The organism is Metabacillus sp. GQ13 (assembly GCF_059758525.1).
On the sequence record NZ_JCAXET010000023.1, the window covers coordinates 48917 to 66209 of the forward strand.

Annotated in this window: 22 protein-coding genes; 20 read left to right on the forward strand and 2 right to left on the reverse strand. The window is 36.9% G+C overall.

Annotation, left to right across the window (positions count from 1 at the left end; translation table 11 throughout):
- The first annotated feature begins 58 nt into the window (after positions 1 to 58).
- From AC6CHR_RS22405 to salA, 18 genes are all read left to right on the forward strand, one after another.
- The gene (locus AC6CHR_RS22405) at positions 59 to 721 is read left to right on the forward strand and encodes an adenylate kinase (RefSeq protein ID WP_498251283.1); all 663 of its coding nucleotides are present in this window, start codon (positions 59 to 61) and stop codon (positions 719 to 721) included.
- The gene (gene map / locus AC6CHR_RS22410) at positions 708 to 1454 is read left to right on the forward strand and encodes a type I methionyl aminopeptidase (RefSeq protein WP_498251284.1); all 747 of its coding nucleotides are present in this window, start codon (positions 708 to 710) and stop codon (positions 1452 to 1454) included. The genes AC6CHR_RS22405 and map overlap by 14 nt, the downstream gene beginning before the upstream one ends.
- A gap of 104 nt (positions 1455 to 1558) precedes the next feature.
- Positions 1559 to 1777, forward strand: a complete 219-nt coding sequence (infA, locus tag AC6CHR_RS22415) for a translation initiation factor IF-1 (protein WP_010191517.1) — start codon at positions 1559 to 1561, stop codon at positions 1775 to 1777.
- Positions 1778 to 1812: 35 nt separating this feature from the next.
- Positions 1813 to 1926, forward strand: coding sequence for a 50S ribosomal protein L36 (gene rpmJ / locus AC6CHR_RS22420; RefSeq protein WP_003156543.1), 114 nt, complete (start codon positions 1813 to 1815; stop codon positions 1924 to 1926).
- A 30-nt stretch (positions 1927 to 1956) separates the two neighbouring features.
- Positions 1957 to 2322: a 30S ribosomal protein S13 gene (gene rpsM / locus AC6CHR_RS22425; protein ID WP_498251285.1), complete on the forward strand. Its 366-nt coding sequence runs from the start codon at positions 1957 to 1959 to the stop codon at positions 2320 to 2322.
- Positions 2323 to 2344: 22 nt separating this feature from the next.
- Entirely contained in the window at positions 2345 to 2734 is a 390-nt protein-coding gene (rpsK, locus tag AC6CHR_RS22430) for a 30S ribosomal protein S11 (RefSeq protein ID WP_498251286.1), read from the forward strand.
- Between the two features lie 181 nt (positions 2735 to 2915).
- Positions 2916 to 3860, forward strand: coding sequence for a DNA-directed RNA polymerase subunit alpha (locus AC6CHR_RS22435; protein ID WP_498251287.1), 945 nt, complete (start codon positions 2916 to 2918; stop codon positions 3858 to 3860).
- Positions 3861 to 3954: 94 nt separating this feature from the next.
- The gene (gene rplQ / locus AC6CHR_RS22440; protein ID WP_498251288.1) at positions 3955 to 4350 is read left to right on the forward strand and encodes a 50S ribosomal protein L17; all 396 of its coding nucleotides are present in this window, start codon (positions 3955 to 3957) and stop codon (positions 4348 to 4350) included.
- A gap of 142 nt (positions 4351 to 4492) precedes the next feature.
- Positions 4493 to 5332 (forward strand): energy-coupling factor ABC transporter ATP-binding protein, encoded by an 840-nt coding sequence (locus AC6CHR_RS22445; protein ID WP_498251289.1) that lies wholly within the window; start codon positions 4493 to 4495, stop codon positions 5330 to 5332.
- Complete coding sequence (locus AC6CHR_RS22450) at positions 5308 to 6174, forward strand: energy-coupling factor ABC transporter ATP-binding protein (RefSeq protein WP_498251290.1); 867 nt, start codon at positions 5308 to 5310, stop codon at positions 6172 to 6174. The genes AC6CHR_RS22445 and AC6CHR_RS22450 overlap by 25 nt, the downstream gene beginning before the upstream one ends.
- Entirely contained in the window at positions 6171 to 6968 is a 798-nt protein-coding gene (locus tag AC6CHR_RS22455; protein WP_498251291.1) for an energy-coupling factor transporter transmembrane component T family protein, read from the forward strand. Before AC6CHR_RS22450 ends, AC6CHR_RS22455 begins: the two co-directional genes overlap by 4 nt.
- A 10-nt stretch (positions 6969 to 6978) precedes the next feature.
- Positions 6979 to 7719 (forward strand): tRNA pseudouridine(38-40) synthase TruA, encoded by a 741-nt coding sequence (gene truA, locus AC6CHR_RS22460; RefSeq protein ID WP_498251292.1) that lies wholly within the window; start codon positions 6979 to 6981, stop codon positions 7717 to 7719.
- A 153-nt stretch (positions 7720 to 7872) separates the two neighbouring features.
- On the forward strand, positions 7873 to 8310 hold the full coding sequence (gene rplM / locus AC6CHR_RS22465) for a 50S ribosomal protein L13 (protein WP_498251293.1): 438 nt from the start codon (positions 7873 to 7875) through the stop codon (positions 8308 to 8310).
- Positions 8311 to 8330: 20 nt separating this feature from the next.
- Positions 8331 to 8723, forward strand: a complete 393-nt coding sequence (rpsI, locus tag AC6CHR_RS22470) for a 30S ribosomal protein S9 (RefSeq protein ID WP_498251294.1) — start codon at positions 8331 to 8333, stop codon at positions 8721 to 8723.
- 555 nt (positions 8724 to 9278) lie between these two features.
- Positions 9279 to 11831, forward strand: coding sequence for a LamG-like jellyroll fold domain-containing protein (locus AC6CHR_RS22475; RefSeq protein WP_498251295.1), 2553 nt, complete (start codon positions 9279 to 9281; stop codon positions 11829 to 11831).
- Positions 11832 to 12170: 339 nt separating this feature from the next.
- Positions 12171 to 12608 carry a DUF2521 family protein gene (locus tag AC6CHR_RS22480; protein WP_498251296.1) on the forward strand — a complete coding sequence of 146 codons (438 nt, stop codon included), beginning with the start codon at positions 12171 to 12173 and terminating at the stop codon, positions 12606 to 12608.
- A gap of 83 nt (positions 12609 to 12691) precedes the next feature.
- A complete protein-coding gene (gene cwlD, locus AC6CHR_RS22485) occupies positions 12692 to 13405 on the forward strand; it encodes an N-acetylmuramoyl-L-alanine amidase CwlD (protein WP_498251297.1) in 714 nt (237 codons plus the stop codon).
- A gap of 90 nt (positions 13406 to 13495) precedes the next feature.
- Positions 13496 to 14557 (forward strand): iron-sulfur carrier protein/transcriptional regulator SalA, encoded by a 1062-nt coding sequence (salA, locus tag AC6CHR_RS22490; protein WP_498251298.1) that lies wholly within the window; start codon positions 13496 to 13498, stop codon positions 14555 to 14557.
- Positions 14558 to 14695: 138 nt separating this feature from the next.
- Here salA and gerD read toward each other — a convergent pair whose 3' ends face one another.
- Positions 14696 to 15265 carry a spore germination lipoprotein GerD gene (gene gerD / locus AC6CHR_RS22495; RefSeq protein WP_498251299.1) on the reverse strand — a complete coding sequence of 190 codons (570 nt, stop codon included), beginning with the start codon at positions 15263 to 15265 and terminating at the stop codon, positions 14696 to 14698.
- A gap of 149 nt (positions 15266 to 15414) precedes the next feature.
- Here gerD and AC6CHR_RS22500 point away from each other — a divergent pair, with 149 nt between their 5' ends.
- The gene (locus AC6CHR_RS22500) at positions 15415 to 16020 is read left to right on the forward strand and encodes a KinB-signaling pathway activation protein (protein WP_498251300.1); all 606 of its coding nucleotides are present in this window, start codon (positions 15415 to 15417) and stop codon (positions 16018 to 16020) included.
- 24 nt (positions 16021 to 16044) lie between these two features.
- Here the strand turns inward: AC6CHR_RS22500 and pdaB are convergent, their stop codons facing one another.
- Complete coding sequence (gene pdaB, locus AC6CHR_RS22505) at positions 16045 to 16809, reverse strand: polysaccharide deacetylase family sporulation protein PdaB (RefSeq protein WP_498251301.1); 765 nt, start codon at positions 16807 to 16809, stop codon at positions 16045 to 16047.
- Between the two features lie 105 nt (positions 16810 to 16914).
- Between pdaB and AC6CHR_RS22510 the strand changes: the two genes are divergently transcribed.
- Positions 16915 to 17139, forward strand: coding sequence for a hypothetical protein (locus AC6CHR_RS22510; RefSeq protein WP_498251302.1), 225 nt, complete (start codon positions 16915 to 16917; stop codon positions 17137 to 17139).
- Positions 17140 to 17293: the final 154 nt, after the last annotated feature.

Genomic DNA, 17293 nt, shown 5'->3' on the forward strand with positions numbered 1-17293 from the left:
GGTGGATATGGGATTCATTCCCATTCCTTTTAAATAGAGACTGAGGGGGGGAATACAAATGAATCTAGTATTGATGGGCCTACCAGGTGCCGGCAAAGGTACTCAGGCTGAACGTATTGTCGAGAATTACGACATCCCTCATATCTCAACAGGAGATATGTTCAGAGCTGCTATGAAAGAAGAAACAGAGTTAGGATTACAAGCTAAATCCTTTATTGATAAAGGAGAACTTGTGCCCGATGAAGTGACCATTGGTATTGTTCGTGAAAGATTAGGTAAGAATGATTGCCAAAAAGGTTTTCTTCTAGATGGTTTTCCTAGAACTGTTGCTCAAGCCGAAGCACTAGAGATGATCCTAACTGCTCTAAACAAACAGATTGATTACGTGATCAATATTGAGGTTAATAAAGATATCTTAATGGAGCGTTTAACGGGTCGTCGCATATGCAAGCAATGTGGAGCAACGTATCACAACTTATTTAATCCACCTTCAGTTGAGGGTGAATGTAATAAATGTGGCGGAGAGCTTTATCAGCGTGCAGACGATAATGAAGAAACGGTAGCTAACCGTTTGGAAGTTAACCTTAAACAAACTGAACCATTACTTAACTTTTATAACGAAAAAGGTTATTTAAGAAATATTAATGGCGAACAGGATATTGACCAGGTATTTGTTGATGTTAATCAGCTGCTTGGAGGATTAGTGCATGATCATTTGTAAGACTCAGCGAGAACTTGATATTATGAGAGACGCTGGTCGTATCGTGGCCTTGACACACCGAGAGCTTAAAAAATTTATTAAACCTGGGATAACCACTCTAGAATTGGATGCAATTGCCGAAAAATTTATCCTTGGATGTGATGCAATTCCATCCTTTAAAGGGTATAATGGTTTTCGCGGGAGCATTTGTTCTTCAGTAAATAATGAGCTCGTTCATGGAATACCTGGTGATCGTGTATTGCGTGAAGGAGATATAATCAGCATTGATATTGGTGCGAAATATAATGGCTACCATGGTGATTCCGCTTGGACTTATCCAGTAGGCGATATATCTAAGGATACTGAAAAACTCTTAGATGTAACTGAAGAGTCTTTATATAGAGGTCTCAAAGAAGCTAAACCTGGTGATCGACTTTCTAATATATCTCATGCTATTCAGACATATGTTGAAGAACATAATTTTTCTGTTGTAAGAGAATATGTTGGTCATGGTGTAGGGCAGGAATTACATGAAGATCCGCAAATTCCCCATTATGGTCCACCTAATAAAGGACCAAGGCTTAAGCCTGGAATGGTATTAGCGATTGAACCAATGGTAAATGCGGGTACCCGTTATGTTAAAACATTGGCTGATGATTGGACGGTTGTTACAGTTGATGGTAGAGTTTGTGCACATTTCGAACATACGATTGCTATTACTGAAACAGGTTATGAAATCCTAACAAAAGCCTAAACTGAAGGTGTAATTGCTTAAAACGAACCTAATTCGATTCCATGCATATAACAAGCCTGCTGTAAGGCAATTGCTGTATGTGATATTGAAGGGAGAACAGTTCAATGGCGAAAGACGATGTAATTGAAGTAGAAGGAACTGTCATTGAAACATTGCCTAATGCAATGTTCAAGGTAGAACTAGAGAACGGTCATACGGTTTTGGCGCATGTATCTGGAAAGATTCGCATGCATTTCATTCGTATTTTACCTGGAGACAAAGTAACGGTAGAATTATCTCCATATGATTTAACACGTGGAAGAATAACATACCGTTTTAAATAATTAGCACTCCGTACTACTAAGGAGGTATATAAATCATGAAAGTCAGACCATCTGTTAAACCGATTTGTGAGAAATGTAAAGTCATTCGCAGAAAAGGCAAAGTCATGGTTATTTGTGAGAATCCTAAACATAAGCAAAAACAAGGTTAATAGGTTAATCTATAAGGAGGTGTAAGCTTAATGGCTCGTATTGCAGGTGTTGATATTCCTCGCGACAAACGTGTTGTTATTTCTTTAACATATATATTTGGTATTGGACGTTCTACTGCTCAGAAGGTTTTAACTGAGGCTGGCGTTTCTGAAGAAACACGTGTACGTGACTTAACTGAAGATGAGTTAGGAAAAATCCGTGAAGCAATTGATAAGCTTAAAGTTGAAGGTGACCTTCGTCGTGAAGTTTCACTTAATATTAAGCGTCTAATCGAGATCGGTTCATTCCGTGGTCTTCGTCATCGTCGTGGTTTACCAGTTCGTGGACAAAATACAAAGAACAATGCTCGTACGCGTAAAGGACCACGTCGTACTGTTGCTAATAAGAAAAAATAAGCTAAAAGGAGGTTAACCAATAATGGCACGTAAAACGAACACTCGTAAACGTCGTGTGAAAAAGAATATTGAGAGTGGTATTGCTCATATTCGTTCGACTTTCAATAACACGATTGTTACAATTACAGACACTCATGGTAATGCAATTTCATGGTCAAGTGCTGGTGCGTTAGGTTTTAGAGGTTCTCGTAAATCTACTCCTTTCGCTGCACAAATGGCTGCTGAAACAGCTGCTAAAACATCTATGGAGCATGGGTTGAAGACACTAGAAGTTACTGTTAAAGGACCAGGTGCAGGACGTGAAGCTGCAATTCGTTCACTTCAAGCTGCTGGACTAGAAGTAACGGCTATTAGAGATGTTACACCAGTTCCACATAATGGATGTCGTCCACCAAAACGTCGTCGCGTGTAATTTTTCTGTATAGATTTTGTATCCCTGTCTATAATGGGTTATGATACAGTTAATAAGTTCTAACAGAATCACTATGTTGTTGTGCACATTCGGGAACTTTTGAATGGGGAATTTCGGTTAGACATTTTATAGAAATGATTAGTCTAGCCGGGGTTTCGACGTTTTGAAGGAGGGTTTATAGATGATAGAAATTGAAAAACCAAAAATCGAAACGGTTGAAATCAACGATGATGCCAAATATGGTAAATTCGTCGTCGAGCCACTTGAGCGTGGATATGGTACTACTTTGGGTAACTCCTTACGTCGTATACTATTATCCTCACTACCTGGCGCCGCTGTAACATCGATCCAAATAGATGGCGTACTTCATGAGTTTTCAACGATCGAAGGTGTTGTTGAGGATGTTACTTCGATTATCTTAAACATTAAAAAACTTGCTCTTAAAATCTATTCAGATGAAGAGAAGACGCTTGAAATTGATGTACAGGGTGAAGGAAGTGTTACCGCTTCTGATATTACTCATGATAGTGATGTAGAAATTCTAAATCCAGACCTTCATATTGCAACTCTTGCATCTGATTCTAGTTTTAGAATGAGACTAACAGCTAGAAGAGGAAGAGGCTATACTCCAGCTGATTCAAATAAAAGAGAGGATCAACCAATTGGAGTTATTCCAATTGACTCTATCTTCACACCAGTTGCACGTGTTTCCTATCAAATTGAAAACACACGCGTTGGTCAAGTTGCTAATTATGATAAATTAACACTTGATGTTTGGACTGATGGAAGTACTGGTCCGAAAGAAGCAATCGCTTTTGGCTCAAAGATTCTTACTGAACATCTAAATATTTTTGTAGGGCTTACTGATGAAGCTCAAAATGCAGAAATTATGGTGGAAAAGGAAGAGGATCAAAAAGAGAAAGTTCTTGAGATGACGATTGAAGAATTAGATCTTTCTGTTCGTTCTTATAACTGTTTAAAACGTGCTGGAATTAATACAGTGCAAGAGCTTGCTCACAAAACAGAAGAGGACATGATGAAAGTTCGTAATTTAGGTCGTAAATCTCTAGAAGAGGTTAAGGCAAAACTAGAAGAACTAGGATTAGGTCTTCGAAAAGACGACTAGTTAGCAATTTAACTAGCGTTTTCGTATGTTTCAATAATGAATTGTTTATCTAAACAATAAAACATACATTATACAACGAAGGAGGGGACATCTGATGTCATACAGAAAATTAGGTCGTACTAGTGCTCAACGAAAAGCGTTACTACGTGGTTTAACTACTGATTTAATCATCAGCGAACGTATCGAAACAACTGAAGCAAAAGCTAAAGAGTTACGTTCTGTTGCAGAAAAGATGATTACTCTAGGAAAGCGCGGAGATCTTCATGCACGTCGTCAAGCTGCTGCATACGTTCGTAACGAAGTTGCTGAACTTGTTACAGTTACAACTGAAGACGGTAAAGAAAAAGAAAAGCCAAAATATGCTTTAGAAAAGCTTTTCAGTGATATCGCTCCACGTTATGAAGAGCGTCAAGGCGGATACACTCGTATCATGAAGCTTGGACCTCGTCGTGGTGACGGTGCACCAATGGTAGTCATTGAATTAGTTTAATAACATTTTTACAAGGGCGTGACAGTTGCAAAACTGGATCAATGCCCTTTTTTTATACAATCATACTTGTTATCATGATGAATGTAGTAATCACCCTCTATTATTACTTGGCTTTTACTTGGGAGATTAGGAGAGACAAGCAATGAGTCATTCTATTATAGATGTGGAAAATATAACGTTTCATTACCATGAAGAAGCAAAGCCTGCACTGGACAATGTATCTCTTCAGGTTAATCAAGGGGAATGGCTTGCTATTGTAGGTCATAACGGTTCAGGTAAATCTACATTAGCTAGAATACTAAACGGCTTATTCATTCCTGATAAGGGACTAGTTAAGGTTTGTGGGATTGAATTATCTGAACATACAATATGGGATATTAGAAAACATGTAGGTATGGTATTTCAGAACCCAGATAACCAATTTGTAGGGACTACTGTTAAAGATGATGTTGCCTTTGGACTTGAAAATCACGGTGTACCTAGAGATGAAATGGTGAAAAGGATTGAATGGGCAACAAAAAAGGTTAAAATGGAATCTTTTCTAGATCAGGAACCCCATCATTTATCTGGGGGTCAAAAGCAACGTGTAGCAATTGCAGGTGTAATAGCTGTACAACCAGATATCATTATTTTAGATGAGGCCACATCGATGTTAGACCCTCTCGGTAGAGGTGAAGTCATTCAAACAGTAAGGGATCTTAAGGATCAAGGAATGTTAACCGTCATATCGATTACACATGACTTAGAGGAAGCATCAAAGGCTGATAGAATTATTGTGATGAATGGCGGTGAAAAATTCGCAGAGGGTACACCTAGTGAAATTTTTACACTTGATGAGAAACTTGTTGAGATAGGCTTAGATTTACCCTTCACTTTTCAATTAAGTAAAATGTTAAGAGATGCTGGCATTCCTATTAAACATAATCACCTAACAGAGGAAGGTCTGGTGAATGAGCTTTGGACATTACAATTAAAAACTTAGAACATCGCTACCAGGCCCGGACTCCCTTTGAAAGACTAGCTCTTTATGATATAAATCTATCGGTCAAAAAAGGTGCGTATATATCGATTATTGGACATACTGGTTCTGGTAAATCAACAATTGTTCAACATTTAAATGGATTAATAAAACCCACAAAGGGTTCTGTTCAAATTGGACAATACATTATTGAGGCAGGGAAAAAACAAAAACAACTAAAAATTGTTCGAAGTTTAGTTGGGATAGTATTTCAGTTTCCTGAACATCAGCTTTTTGAAGAAACTGTTGAGAAAGACATTGCCTTTGGACCGATGAATTTTGGTGTGAACGAGGAAGATGCGATTGCAAAAGCAAGGCAGACATTAAATATTGTTGGATTACCAGAGTCAATTCTTCAAAAATCACCATTTGATTTGAGTGGTGGTCAAATGCGTAGGGTTGCAATTGCAGGTGTATTAGCAATGGGGCCTGAAATACTTGTTTTGGACGAACCAACTGCAGGTTTAGATCCACAGGGGAAATTAGAAATTATGGACTTATTCTCTCAATTGCATAAAGAACAAGGAATTACCATTATCCTAGTCACTCACAGTATGGAGGATGCGGCTAAATACTCCGATGAAATTATTGTGATGAATAAAGGAACAATTGAAATGCAAGGAACGCCAAGAGTTGTATTTAATCAAGAAAGAAAATTAGCTACTCTTGGATTAGACTTACCAGAAACCGTAAAATTACAACGTAAATTAGTTGATAAAGGTCTTTCCTTTGATGATATTCCACTTACATTAGATGAGACCGTCAGTCAAATAAAGGAACAAATGAAGGTGAGTGATCCTTTATGATGGACAGTATTATAATTGGTAAATATGTTCCTGGGCAATCGCTTATTCATAGAATGGATCCCCGTTCAAAACTAATCATGATTTTTTTATTTGTCTTCATTGTCTTTTTGGCAAATAATCTTCTAACATATGTAGTCCTTGGTCTATTTACTTTATTTATTGTTCTATTAACAAGATTACCAATGCGCTTCCTATTAAACGGTCTTAAACCAGTTTTATGGATTATTTTCTTTACGTTTATTCTCCACTTGTTTGTCACAAAGGAAGGGAGAATTTTATTGGATTTAGGTGTTTTTCGTATCTATGAAGAGGGATTAAAGCAAGGAATATTTATATCATTACGTTTCTTATATTTAATTTTAATCACAACGATTTTAACTTTAACAACGACACCAATTGAAATTACAGATGGAATGGAAAGCTTATTAGCTCCTTTTAAAAAAATCGGTTTACCGGTGCACGAGCTGGCGTTAATGATGTCAATATCATTAAGGTTTATCCCAACCTTAATGGAGGAAACTGATAAGATTTTAAAAGCACAAATGGCAAGAGGTGTCGACTTCGCAAGCGGGCCAATTAAGGCACGTTTAAAAGCTGTTGTCCCTTTGCTTGTTCCTCTCTTTATAAGCGCATTTAAACGCGCTGAGGAGCTTGCTACGGCAATGGAAGCTAGGGGTTATAAAGGTGGGGAAGGGAGAACCAAGTTAAGGCAGTTACATTGGAGATATCGAGATACCTCTGTTTTATCTCTATTAGTTGTTTTGGGCTTCGTTCTACTTTTCTTACGGACATAGGAGTAAGAAAATGAGAGTAAAGGGAATTGTATCTTATGACGGTTCAGAATTTTGTGGTTATCAAATTCAACCAAACAATCGAACTGTTCAGGGAGAGATTGAGAAGGCATTAAAAAAACTTCATAAGGGGCAATCAATTAAAGTACAAGCCTCTGGAAGAACAGATGCAGGAGTGCATGGAGTAGGGCAAGTGATTCACTTTGATACGGACTTTTCGTTTCCAGAAGATAGGTGGCCATATGCTCTCAATGTCCTCCTTCCAAAGGATATTGTCTTAATGGAAGCTAGTTATGTCGGTGAAGACTTTCACGCACGTTATGGTACTTCGGCTAAGGAATACCGTTATCGAATTAGTCGAAAAAAAATAATTGATGTGTTTGATCGGAAATACAGCTACCATTATCCATATCCTCTTGATTTGGGTGCGATAAGAGAGGCATGTAACCATTTGTGTGGAACACATGACTTTACAAGCTTCTGTGTAGCAAATACGGGAATTGAAAATAAAGTTAGAACGATTCATTCAATTGAAATTCTTGAGGAAGCTTCAGAAATTGTTTTTTGCTTTAAGGGGAATGGATTTTTGTATAATATGGTTAGAATTATCGTGGGAACGTTGTTAGATGTAGGTCGTGGTAAATTAAAACCGACTAGTATTCCTGGAATTCTTGAGGGACGCAATAGAAGTTTGAGCGGAAAAACAGCGCCTAGCCACGGATTATATTTATGGAAAGTTCATTATGACAACTAAACCAGGTGTAACATCTTCTTGACAATAGCTTATATAAGTTATATCATATCTAATGGTATGTATTTCAACCCCACGAATAAGCCCCGGAATCTTATCGTGTTATGAAATAGAATAAGAACCATTATATAATTATCAACTAGGAGGGAAATAAAAATGCGTACAACGTTTATGGCAAACGCTGGAAATATAGAACGTAAATGGTACGTAGTAGATGCAGCTGGTCAGACTTTAGGTCGCCTTTCAAGTGAAATTGCATCTATCTTACGTGGAAAACACAAACCAACATTCACACCACACGTTGACACTGGAGATCATGTGATCATCATCAACGCTGAGAAAATCGAATTAACAGGTAAAAAATTAACAGATAAAATCTACTACCGTCACAGCCAATTTCCAGGTGGATTAAAATCAAGAACTGCTTTGGAAATGCGTACGAATTATCCTGAGAAAATGCTTGAACTAGCAATCAAAGGAATGCTTCCAAAAGGTCCATTAGGTCGTCAGATTTCTAAGAAATTACATGTATACGCTGGTAATGAGCATCAACACCAAGCACAACAACCTGAAGTTTACGAACTTCGCGGTTAATAAAAAAGGAGGTTATTCATTTGGCACAGGTCCAATATTACGGTACTGGTCGTCGTAAGAGCTCAGTAGCTCGTGTACGTCTAGTTCCTGGTGAAGGTCGTATTGTTGTAAATAATCGTGAAATTAAAGATTACATCCCATCAGCTGCTCTAATTGAAGATATCAAACAACCATTAAACTTAACTGAAAATGTAGGTAACTACGATGTATTAGTTAACGTTTCTGGTGGTGGAACTACAGGTCAAGCTGGAGCTATCCGTCATGGTATCTCTCGTGCTTTACTAATAGCAGATCCTGAATATCGTGGAACACTTAAGAGTGCAGGTCTACTTACTCGTGACCCACGTATGAAAGAACGTAAGAAACCAGGTCTTAAAGGCGCACGTCGTGCACCTCAGTTCTCAAAACGTTAATTCTTACTTTCAAAGAAAGGCTCTCAACCACTTGGTTGGGAGTTTTTTTATGTCTTAATTGATCGCAAGTTTTTTAAAATTATTGTGTCATGAGGATCAGTGCATAGGACTGTTTTTTTATAATATATAAGGAAATTGAACTATTGAGAATATTCTGTATAGATAGTACCATTAATTAATATATTTATTATTAATTAATAAATATATATCTAATAGGGTTTGTTTATTAGGCCATTGGATTTTTTCGTATAATTAGAAAGCCTTTTTAATAAAGTGGCTGAGTAATTTAACGATAAGAGCTAGAAGCAGGCTAAATACGTAAAAATTGTGCTAATTACGAAAAACAACAATCTTTACGAAAATAGCCATTTAATGTTTAAGCTAGATCCTATTTCTTACAATGAGGGGGAATGGTTGTAAAAGTATCTGAGAACGTTACTTTCCTTGGTATGGAGTATTGTAGAAGGACCTGTTTTAATTATGCATTAAAATGATTACGTTTACATTTAACTTGATAATCAATTCATGGTTAAAAAGAAAGGGGAGAATAGCAAAATGAGTAAAGGTTTCGTTAGAAGATTTACATTAGCTATTATTATTGCATTACTTATACCGGGTACAGTGCTTGGTAATGGGGTAGGCAAGCAAGTTAGTCATTCTAACCAAAATAATAACAAGCCCCACCAAGATGAACAAGCGGAAGCTCCTGATTTTCAAAATGTATCGGTTCACGATCCGTCGATTATAAAGGAAGGTGATACGTATTACGTGTTTGGTTCGCATATTGAGGCTGCTAAATCAACAGATTTGAAAAATTGGACTCGTTTTACGAACGGATATACGTCTCCTAATAATGTACTATATGGAGACTTGTCAGAAAACCTAGCAGGATCATTTGCGTGGGCGGGTGAAAATGATTCAGATAGTAAGGGTGGGTTTGCAGTATGGGCTCCAGATGTTTTCTGGAATAAAGACTATACCAATGATGATGGTTCAAAGGGTGCATATTTGATGTACTATAGTGCGTCTTCTACATATATACGTTCTGCTATAGGTTTTGCGGTATCTAAGAATATAGAGGGACCATATATGTATGAGGATACGATTGTCTATTCGGGTTTTACCCAAAATGAAGCATACGATGCTGATAGTAAGGTAAATAAGAAATGGACCAATACAAATATTAAAAGTCTTATAGATGACGGTACTCTAAAAGGTGAAAGATCTGGGTGGTTTAATAATAATGGTTCATTTGCCAATAGCAATTTTCCAAATGCGATCGATGCAAATATGTTCTATGACGAAGAAGGGAAGCTTTGGATGAGTTACGGGTCTTGGTCCGGTGGAATATTCATGCTTGAAATAGATAAAACGACAGGTAAGGCGATCTATCCAGGTGAAGATGGAACCACTAGTGATGGCAGACTTGTAGATAGATACTTTGGGACGAAAATTGCAGGTGGATTCGGTAAATCTGGTGAGGGTCCATATGTTGTCTATGATAAGAATACTGATTATTACTACTTATACGTAACGTATGGATGGCTAGGTGCCGATGGTGGTTATAACATGAGACAGTTCAGGTCAACAAGTCCAGACGGTCCTTATTTAGATGCTGATGGGCAGAATGCTGTTTTACCTGAGAATACAGATAACTCTCCATATGGTAATAAAATAATGGGTAACTTCTTATTTGAAAGAAAGGTTGGAGATCCTGGGAATGGCATCGGTGTTGGCTATGTTTCTCCTGGACATAATTCCGTTTATCTTGATCCAGAAACAGGACAGCAGTTTTTAATATTCCACTCTCGTTTCCCACAAACAGGTGAGATGCATGAAGTTCGTATCCACCAAATGTTTATGAATAAGGATGGTTGGCCAGTGGTGGCACCATACCGCTATACGGGTGAAACGATCGATAAGATTAACAGACAGGATCTAATTGGAGAATATAAATTTATAAACCAAGGAAAGGATTATTCTGAAACGATCAATAAATCTGTATTCATTCGTTTAAATAAGGATAATACAATTTCAGGAGATGTCTCTGGTACTTGGAAAAAGACAAGTCATAACCAAGCAGAGATTACTGTAGATGGAAATACGTATGATGGAGTATTTGTTCGTCAATGGGATCCAACATCTGAAAAATATGTAATGACTTTTACAGCACTCTCAAAAGAAGGTGTATCAGTCTGGGGAAGTAAACTGCTTGATAAAACCGATAAAGATGTTGTAGCAGATGTTTTAAACGACTTGAATCTAGGTGACACCGAAAATGTTATTTCTAATTTGACTCTTCCAACAGAAGGGACACGCCATACTGACATTTCATGGGCGACTTCTGATTCCCATATCATTTCAAAGACAGGTGAAATTTATCGATCTGAAGTAGGTTCAGATCCATTAACTGCTACACTTACTGCAACGATTGTAAAAGGAGATGTAAAAAAGACGAAGTCCTTTACAATAACTGTACTTCCATATAAAGAGGCTGGATTAGCTGCTAGCTATACCTTTGAGGGTAACTTAGATGATAGTTATGGGGAGTTTGGTGAAGGTAAAGTGACAGGAAATAGAATCGATAATTCTGGAGGTGCAATTCGTTATGTAGACGGTAAGAAAGGTAAGTCAGCGGTGTTTAACGGAGAATCTGGCATTCGATTACCGAATGGTCTTATCTCTAGCAATAAATATTCTGTATCACTATGGTTAAAGCCTGAACAATTAACTCCCTTCACAACGACTTTCTTTGGTGCTAAGGATAATAATAACTGGTTAAGTCTTGTTCCGAATGGTCCAACAGGAGGAAACACCATGGTTTGGTCAGGAAGTAGTACATGGTATGATGCAGTCACAGGTATGACGATCAATGCTGGAGAATGGTCACACTTGGCTTTCACTGTTGATGAGGGTTCTGTTGTGGTCTATGTTAACGGAGTTCAAAAATTTTCGGGAACAGGCTTTCCAAACATATTTACTACGACAAATGGAAGCTTCAGTTTAGGAGTAAATTGGTGGGATACCCCATTCAAAGGATTAATGGATGATTTGAACATTTATGAAGGGGCGCTGTCACCGGCACAAGTTGCTAATTTATCTCAGTGAAAATAGTGTTAGTAAGAGTGTGGAAAAACGTACGGTCTCGTGCGTTTTTCTTTTGCTGTTTTTAGGGTTTCCCTTTTCCTAATAGTCTTGTCATTATCAAAAAATTTCTTCTTTGGTATAGCCAGCTCCTAGTGAAGTTCACCCTTTTCCTTACGATGAGTCAATATCTGTCGCAAGGTTCTTCCTGTATCTTTTTTATCACCACTACTGGATATTACAGTTCATGTGTCATTAAACGGGCGCTTTTGATCTTGTCCTCCATCACAGTGAAATTGGAAGAGATTTCACGAATGATAATAGTGGCCAGTTAAACAATATAAGGAAAGGGAGGCTTACATTATGGATGATATTATTTCATTAAAGCAAAAGAGACATCAAAAGGAATTAAAATATGAGAGAAAAATGCTTAAGGAGCTTTCATTACCCGAAATAAAGGGAAGAATAGACGATTGTTTTGGGGGTTTTGTGGAAAAGGGTAATAAGGTGTTTATAGAGGATGGCTGTATTGATTATGCAATCGAGTCCTTTTTATTAGGAGCAAAGTATAGTCGATTTGGATATTATGGTGAGTCCATGCAGTCAGCTAATAGAAGATGTCGCTTAGAAGAAAAAGTTCTAATTGATGACTTATATGATTACTTTGTAAATTGGGTGAAGATGAATAAGAAGGATATTTCTTTTGATGAGGTATATTTTGGTTGTGAACATTTTATTCAGTCCTGGTGGAAGCAGGGATATTTAAAAGGAGAAAAACGCTATAAGTTAAGACTCAATTAAATGTATTTCAATCTGTATTTCGTTATCATATTCCTCCTAATTGTCCCATATAGTTGAAGAGAGGACGAGCAGGAGGGAATAAGATGAGTAAAAGGATAAAGTGGATAAGCTTTGGGGCAGGTATTATATTATTATTCATCCTTTTTCAATGGCAATTTACAGATAATAAATCTTGGGAATCTTGGAACTTACCTCTAACAGGTAAGGTGATTTACCTGGATCCTGGACATGGGGGACCGGATGGGGGTGCAGTAGGAAGTTCTACACTTGAAAAGGATATCGCTTTAAGTGTTACCTTAAAATTAAAAGACTATTTACAAGAGCAAGGAGCACTGGTGTTAGTAACCAGGGAAGAGGATGAAGACCTTGCTGATGAAGATACGTCTGGATACAGTAGGAGAAAGGTTGAAGATTTAAAGAATCGAGTAAAGATCATAAATGATTCTGAGGCGGATTTATTCTTAAGTGTTCATTTAAATGCAATTCCCTCTGCTCGGTGGAGCGGTGCCCAAACCTTTTATAGTGGGAAATTTATAGAAAATGAGAATGCTGCAAAGTTTATTCAAGATGAGTTACGTAGGAACCTTGAGAATACAACTCGTAAAGCAAAACCAATCAACGGTATCTTTTTATTAAAAAAGGTAGAAAAACCAGGTGCACTCGTTGAAATAGGTTTTCTTTCTAATCCCCAAGAGGAAAAACTGCTCACTACGGAAAAGTATCAAGATAAAGTAGCAGCTTCGATTTATAACGGTATACTAAGATATTTTACGAATGAAAAAAACCCTCCAGAATAAAAATAACATAGAGTGTTCAAGAGTAATAAACCCAGTATCAATGATGATTATGATATAATTATGTAAACGAAACCAAAAAGGGTGGTTACTATGCTACGAGAAGAAGAATTGCGTAAAATTATTGGACAACTCAAAGATCCTTTTTTACATAAATCGTTAGAAGAGCTAACTGCAATAGAAGAAATCAAAGTAAAAGAAGAAAAATCCCATGTAAGCTTTAAAATTGGAATTTCAAAATTAAATACGGCTGAACAACTGCAACTTCAGCAACAAATTGTAGCGTTGGCAAAAGAAAATGGTGCTGAATCTGTCGGTCTTCGCTTTCATGAACTTTCACAAGAAACACTTGCCGCTTATCAAGGTACAACGAATGACCAATCGGATTCCTTGTTATCCTCAGAGGGGAAAACAACCTATTTAGCAATAGCTAGTGGAAAAGGTGGAGTTGGTAAATCTACTGTATCTGTTAATCTTGCTGTTGCACTTGCACGGTTAGGTAAGAAGGTAGGATTAATTGATGCAGACATATATGGATTCAGTGTTCCTGATATGATGGGAATCACGAAAAGACCGGTTGTAAGAGGTGAGAAAATCGTTCCAGTAGAACGATTTGGAGTAAAGGTTATTTCAATGGGTTTCTTTGTTGAGGATAACGCACCTGTTATTTGGAGAGGACCTATGCTTGGCAAAATGCTAAATAACTTTTTTAATGAAGTAGAGTGGGGCGACCTTGATTATATATTATTGGATTTGCCACCTGGAACAGGAGACGTGGCTTTAGATATCCATGCCATGCTTCCGTCATGTAAAGAAATAATTGTCTCAACACCTCATCCAACTGCAGCATTTGTAGCTGCAAGAGCGGGTGCAATGGCGATACAAACAGATCATGAAGTTGTTGGTGTTATTGAGAATATGGCTTATTTTGAGAGTGCTAAAACTGGAGAAAAAGAATACGTCTTTGGGCGTGGTGGTGGAGAAAAACTGGCAGAAGAACTCCGAGTACCCCTAATTGGTAAGATTCCTTTACAACAGCCAGATTGGAATGAAGATGACTTTGCCCCATCTGTATATGGTCAAGATCATCCTACAGGGCAAATTTATCAATCAATTGCTGAACAGATCTTACATGTAGTATCTGCTAAAGCATAAAAAGCGCTAATAAGCGCTTTTTTACGTTATATACTTAAAGCTGAATTCTAAAGTTTAAAGAGCGCGAAGATCATTTTTGGTTTCTATGCAATATCCTTTGCCAAAGAGTAACAGCTAGGGAGACAAGTTGGTTCTAACTTACTTTTCCTCTTCCTTTTTAGCTTCTTCTTCTGCAGCCTTCAATAAGGTTTCTTCGATCTTCGTTTTATATAAAGGACTAGATAACGTTTCTGTCACGATCTCTTGTATATGTTTTCTGAATTCCTTACTTTTCAAAGCAGTTTGCATCGTCTTTTGCATTTCTGGATCCTGAAACACCTCAATAAGCAATTTCTGATAATCAGGATCATTCATCAAGCCTTTTATTACTTTTTCATGCTCATCTTGTAGACTTTTTGCAAAACTTTCAACAAATTTTGGATCTTCAAAAGCTTTTTGCCAAAACTTCACCCCTTTATCAGAAGTTAATGTTTTTTCAATCGTCTCGGTAACAGACTTCTGATCCATGATTAAAACCTGTTTCATTTCTTCATCCTTCATAACTTCTTGTAGTGCCTTTTTTCCATCATCTGTTTTTAATATATCAACGACCATCTTTTTTGTTTCTTCATAATCAATTTGTCCTGCTTCTTCTTTAGGTGCACAACCAGAGATCAATACACTAAACATGGTCATAGCTAGAATTAAGAGGAGTGAGTGTCGTTTCATGATAATCCCAAGCTCCTTTCAGTTTGCTTTTTACTATTTATATTTTGAATTAATTCAGAGAATTTATACGAGGAAAATACTAATGATGTGGCATTTTTCTAAAAGGATTGGTAAAATCAAATTAGAGTAACATGATGGAGGATATTTTTGTGAATAGTCGAAATTGGGTTCGTTTATTTTTAAGTACTTTGCTAGTAGGTGGAGTTAGTACAGGTATTATTGGATTTGCGCTAGAGTGGTCAGAATATAAAAATCTGTTTATTAACTTTGATATTGCTGAAATTTTATCCGTCCTTTTCTGGCTTTTTGGTGTTGGTTTAATTTTCAGTGTGATTAGCCAAATGGGATTTTTTGCTTACTTAACTGTGCATAGATTCGGTTTGGGGATATTCCGCTCTGCTTCAATGTGGAATTTAGCTCAAATCATATTAGTTATTTTTGTTTTATTTGATTTAGTCTATTTTCGTTATCAGCTATTTTCTAAAGGAAATGAAACACTTTCCTCTTACCTTTTACTAACTCTCTATGTTTTTGTTTTCGGAGTAGTAGTGGCATTAATAAAGAAGTCAAATACAAATAAGGAAGCTTTTATTCCTGCGTTGTTTTTCATGATTGTCGTTACTACAATTGAATGGTTTCCAGCTCTCAGGGTAAATGAGTCGGATTGGCTAATCCTTATGCTCATTCCAATACAGATTTGTAATGCATACCAATTATTGATACTACCAAAACTAATTCAGGCAAAAAAGAGCTAGCATTGTGCTAGCTCTTTTCTATGTTTATTTTACTTCTGACGATTTAACATCGGCGTTTGCAACGAGTTCCCCTACTGTCACGTTTTTCAAACCTTTGCTTTGTATCTTACTAAGAATCCCTGGTAATGCCTTATTTGTTTGCTTTGCTGAGTCAGATGCATGGAGGAGGACAATATCTCCACCCTTCACACTTGAGGTTGTGTTTTCAATAATCTTATCTACTCCCGGATTTGTCCAATCATCAGAATCGATACTATAATGAACAACCGTGTAACCTTGCTTTTGGGCGATTGAGAGAACATCCTTATTGAAATTGCCACTAGGAGGTCGTAATAATGTAATGTCCTTGACACCCAGCTTTGTAAAGACTTCCTGTGCCATTGATAAATCTTTTCTAATCTCATTCTGTTCTAGATCTTTGTAGTTTTTATACGCGTAACCCATACTGCCTATTTGATGTCCATCTTCAACAATCCGCTTTACAATATCAGGATGTCTTTCAGCCCAAGACGCTGAGAGAAAAAAAGTAGCATTATTGATTTTTTGCTTTTTTAACGTATCTAATATGGGTTCAGCTTTTACGTCACCCCAACTAATATCAAAGGTTATTGCTATTTCTTTTGTTTTTGCTTCCCCTCTATAAATTGCTTTTGGTCCCTCGGAAGTCGAAAAGACCGGATAATTCAATACGTTTTCTACATATAAAATCCCCGCCGTGAAAAATGCCGCTAACATAATCAATGCAAGTTGCTTAATTTTCTTCATATGAATAACATGAATCTGGTTCATCATTGTCCCCCTCGTACAGTGTACTCTTGTGACAAGTCTATGCTTGGCCTTTAATGAAAATGAATAGAAAAGAAAATTATTAGAAAGAATGTAGAAAAAAATCCAATGGAAGTGGTCATGATTATTTATTACGTTTTTGATGAAAGAGAGAGAATGGAATTAGAAGAACTGCTGTACAACAAGCTAAACTCTATCAATGAATTAAAAGAGGATTTAGAGATTAAGGATAGAACGAGTATGATTAGAATAAGAGCATTAATGGAAAAAAGGGAGATACTTATGCGAATGAACGCTAAAGTCTTAAAAAAAGGAAAAAGGTATGATAAGTAGTTGACCTCGTTAAAAATACATGATATATTATTATTCGTCGCTAACGAGCGGCTTTCACGTTTACTTCATTTTTAAATGTTTTTAAAAAAGATGTTGACTAAAACATGATCAAATGTTATATTTAAAAAGTCGCTTCTGAGAGAAACGGCAATAA

Excerpts from the sequence above, each read along its gene's own strand:
- gerD (WP_498251299.1), bottom strand. The coding sequence starts at position 15,265 with ATGAAACGACACTCACTCCTCTTAATTCTAGCTATGACCATGTTTAGT.
- AC6CHR_RS22435 (WP_498251287.1), top strand. The coding sequence starts at position 2,916 with ATGATAGAAATTGAAAAACCAAAAATCGAAACGGTTGAAATCAACGAT.
- pdaB (WP_498251301.1), bottom strand. The coding sequence starts at position 16,809 with ATGAACCAGATTCATGTTATTCATATGAAGAAAATTAAGCAACTTGCA.
- rpsK (WP_498251286.1), top strand. The coding sequence starts at position 2,345 with ATGGCACGTAAAACGAACACTCGTAAACGTCGTGTGAAAAAGAATATT.
- rplM (WP_498251293.1), top strand. The coding sequence starts at position 7,873 with ATGCGTACAACGTTTATGGCAAACGCTGGAAATATAGAACGTAAATGG.
- AC6CHR_RS22405 (WP_498251283.1), top strand. The coding sequence starts at position 59 with ATGAATCTAGTATTGATGGGCCTACCAGGTGCCGGCAAAGGTACTCAG.
- AC6CHR_RS22510 (WP_498251302.1), top strand. The coding sequence starts at position 16,915 with ATGGAAGTGGTCATGATTATTTATTACGTTTTTGATGAAAGAGAGAGA.
- salA (WP_498251298.1), top strand. The coding sequence starts at position 13,496 with ATGCTACGAGAAGAAGAATTGCGTAAAATTATTGGACAACTCAAAGAT.
- rplQ (WP_498251288.1), top strand. The coding sequence starts at position 3,955 with ATGTCATACAGAAAATTAGGTCGTACTAGTGCTCAACGAAAAGCGTTA.
- rpmJ (WP_003156543.1), top strand. The coding sequence starts at position 1,813 with ATGAAAGTCAGACCATCTGTTAAACCGATTTGTGAGAAATGTAAAGTC.
- AC6CHR_RS22445 (WP_498251289.1), top strand. The coding sequence starts at position 4,493 with ATGAGTCATTCTATTATAGATGTGGAAAATATAACGTTTCATTACCAT.
- truA (WP_498251292.1), top strand. The coding sequence starts at position 6,979 with ATGAGAGTAAAGGGAATTGTATCTTATGACGGTTCAGAATTTTGTGGT.
- rpsM (WP_498251285.1), top strand. The coding sequence starts at position 1,957 with ATGGCTCGTATTGCAGGTGTTGATATTCCTCGCGACAAACGTGTTGTT.
- infA (WP_010191517.1), top strand. The coding sequence starts at position 1,559 with ATGGCGAAAGACGATGTAATTGAAGTAGAAGGAACTGTCATTGAAACA.
- AC6CHR_RS22480 (WP_498251296.1), top strand. The coding sequence starts at position 12,171 with ATGGATGATATTATTTCATTAAAGCAAAAGAGACATCAAAAGGAATTA.
- map (WP_498251284.1), top strand. The coding sequence starts at position 708 with ATGATCATTTGTAAGACTCAGCGAGAACTTGATATTATGAGAGACGCT.
- AC6CHR_RS22455 (WP_498251291.1), top strand. The coding sequence starts at position 6,171 with ATGATGGACAGTATTATAATTGGTAAATATGTTCCTGGGCAATCGCTT.
- cwlD (WP_498251297.1), top strand. The coding sequence starts at position 12,692 with ATGAGTAAAAGGATAAAGTGGATAAGCTTTGGGGCAGGTATTATATTA.
- AC6CHR_RS22475 (WP_498251295.1), top strand. The coding sequence starts at position 9,279 with ATGAGTAAAGGTTTCGTTAGAAGATTTACATTAGCTATTATTATTGCA.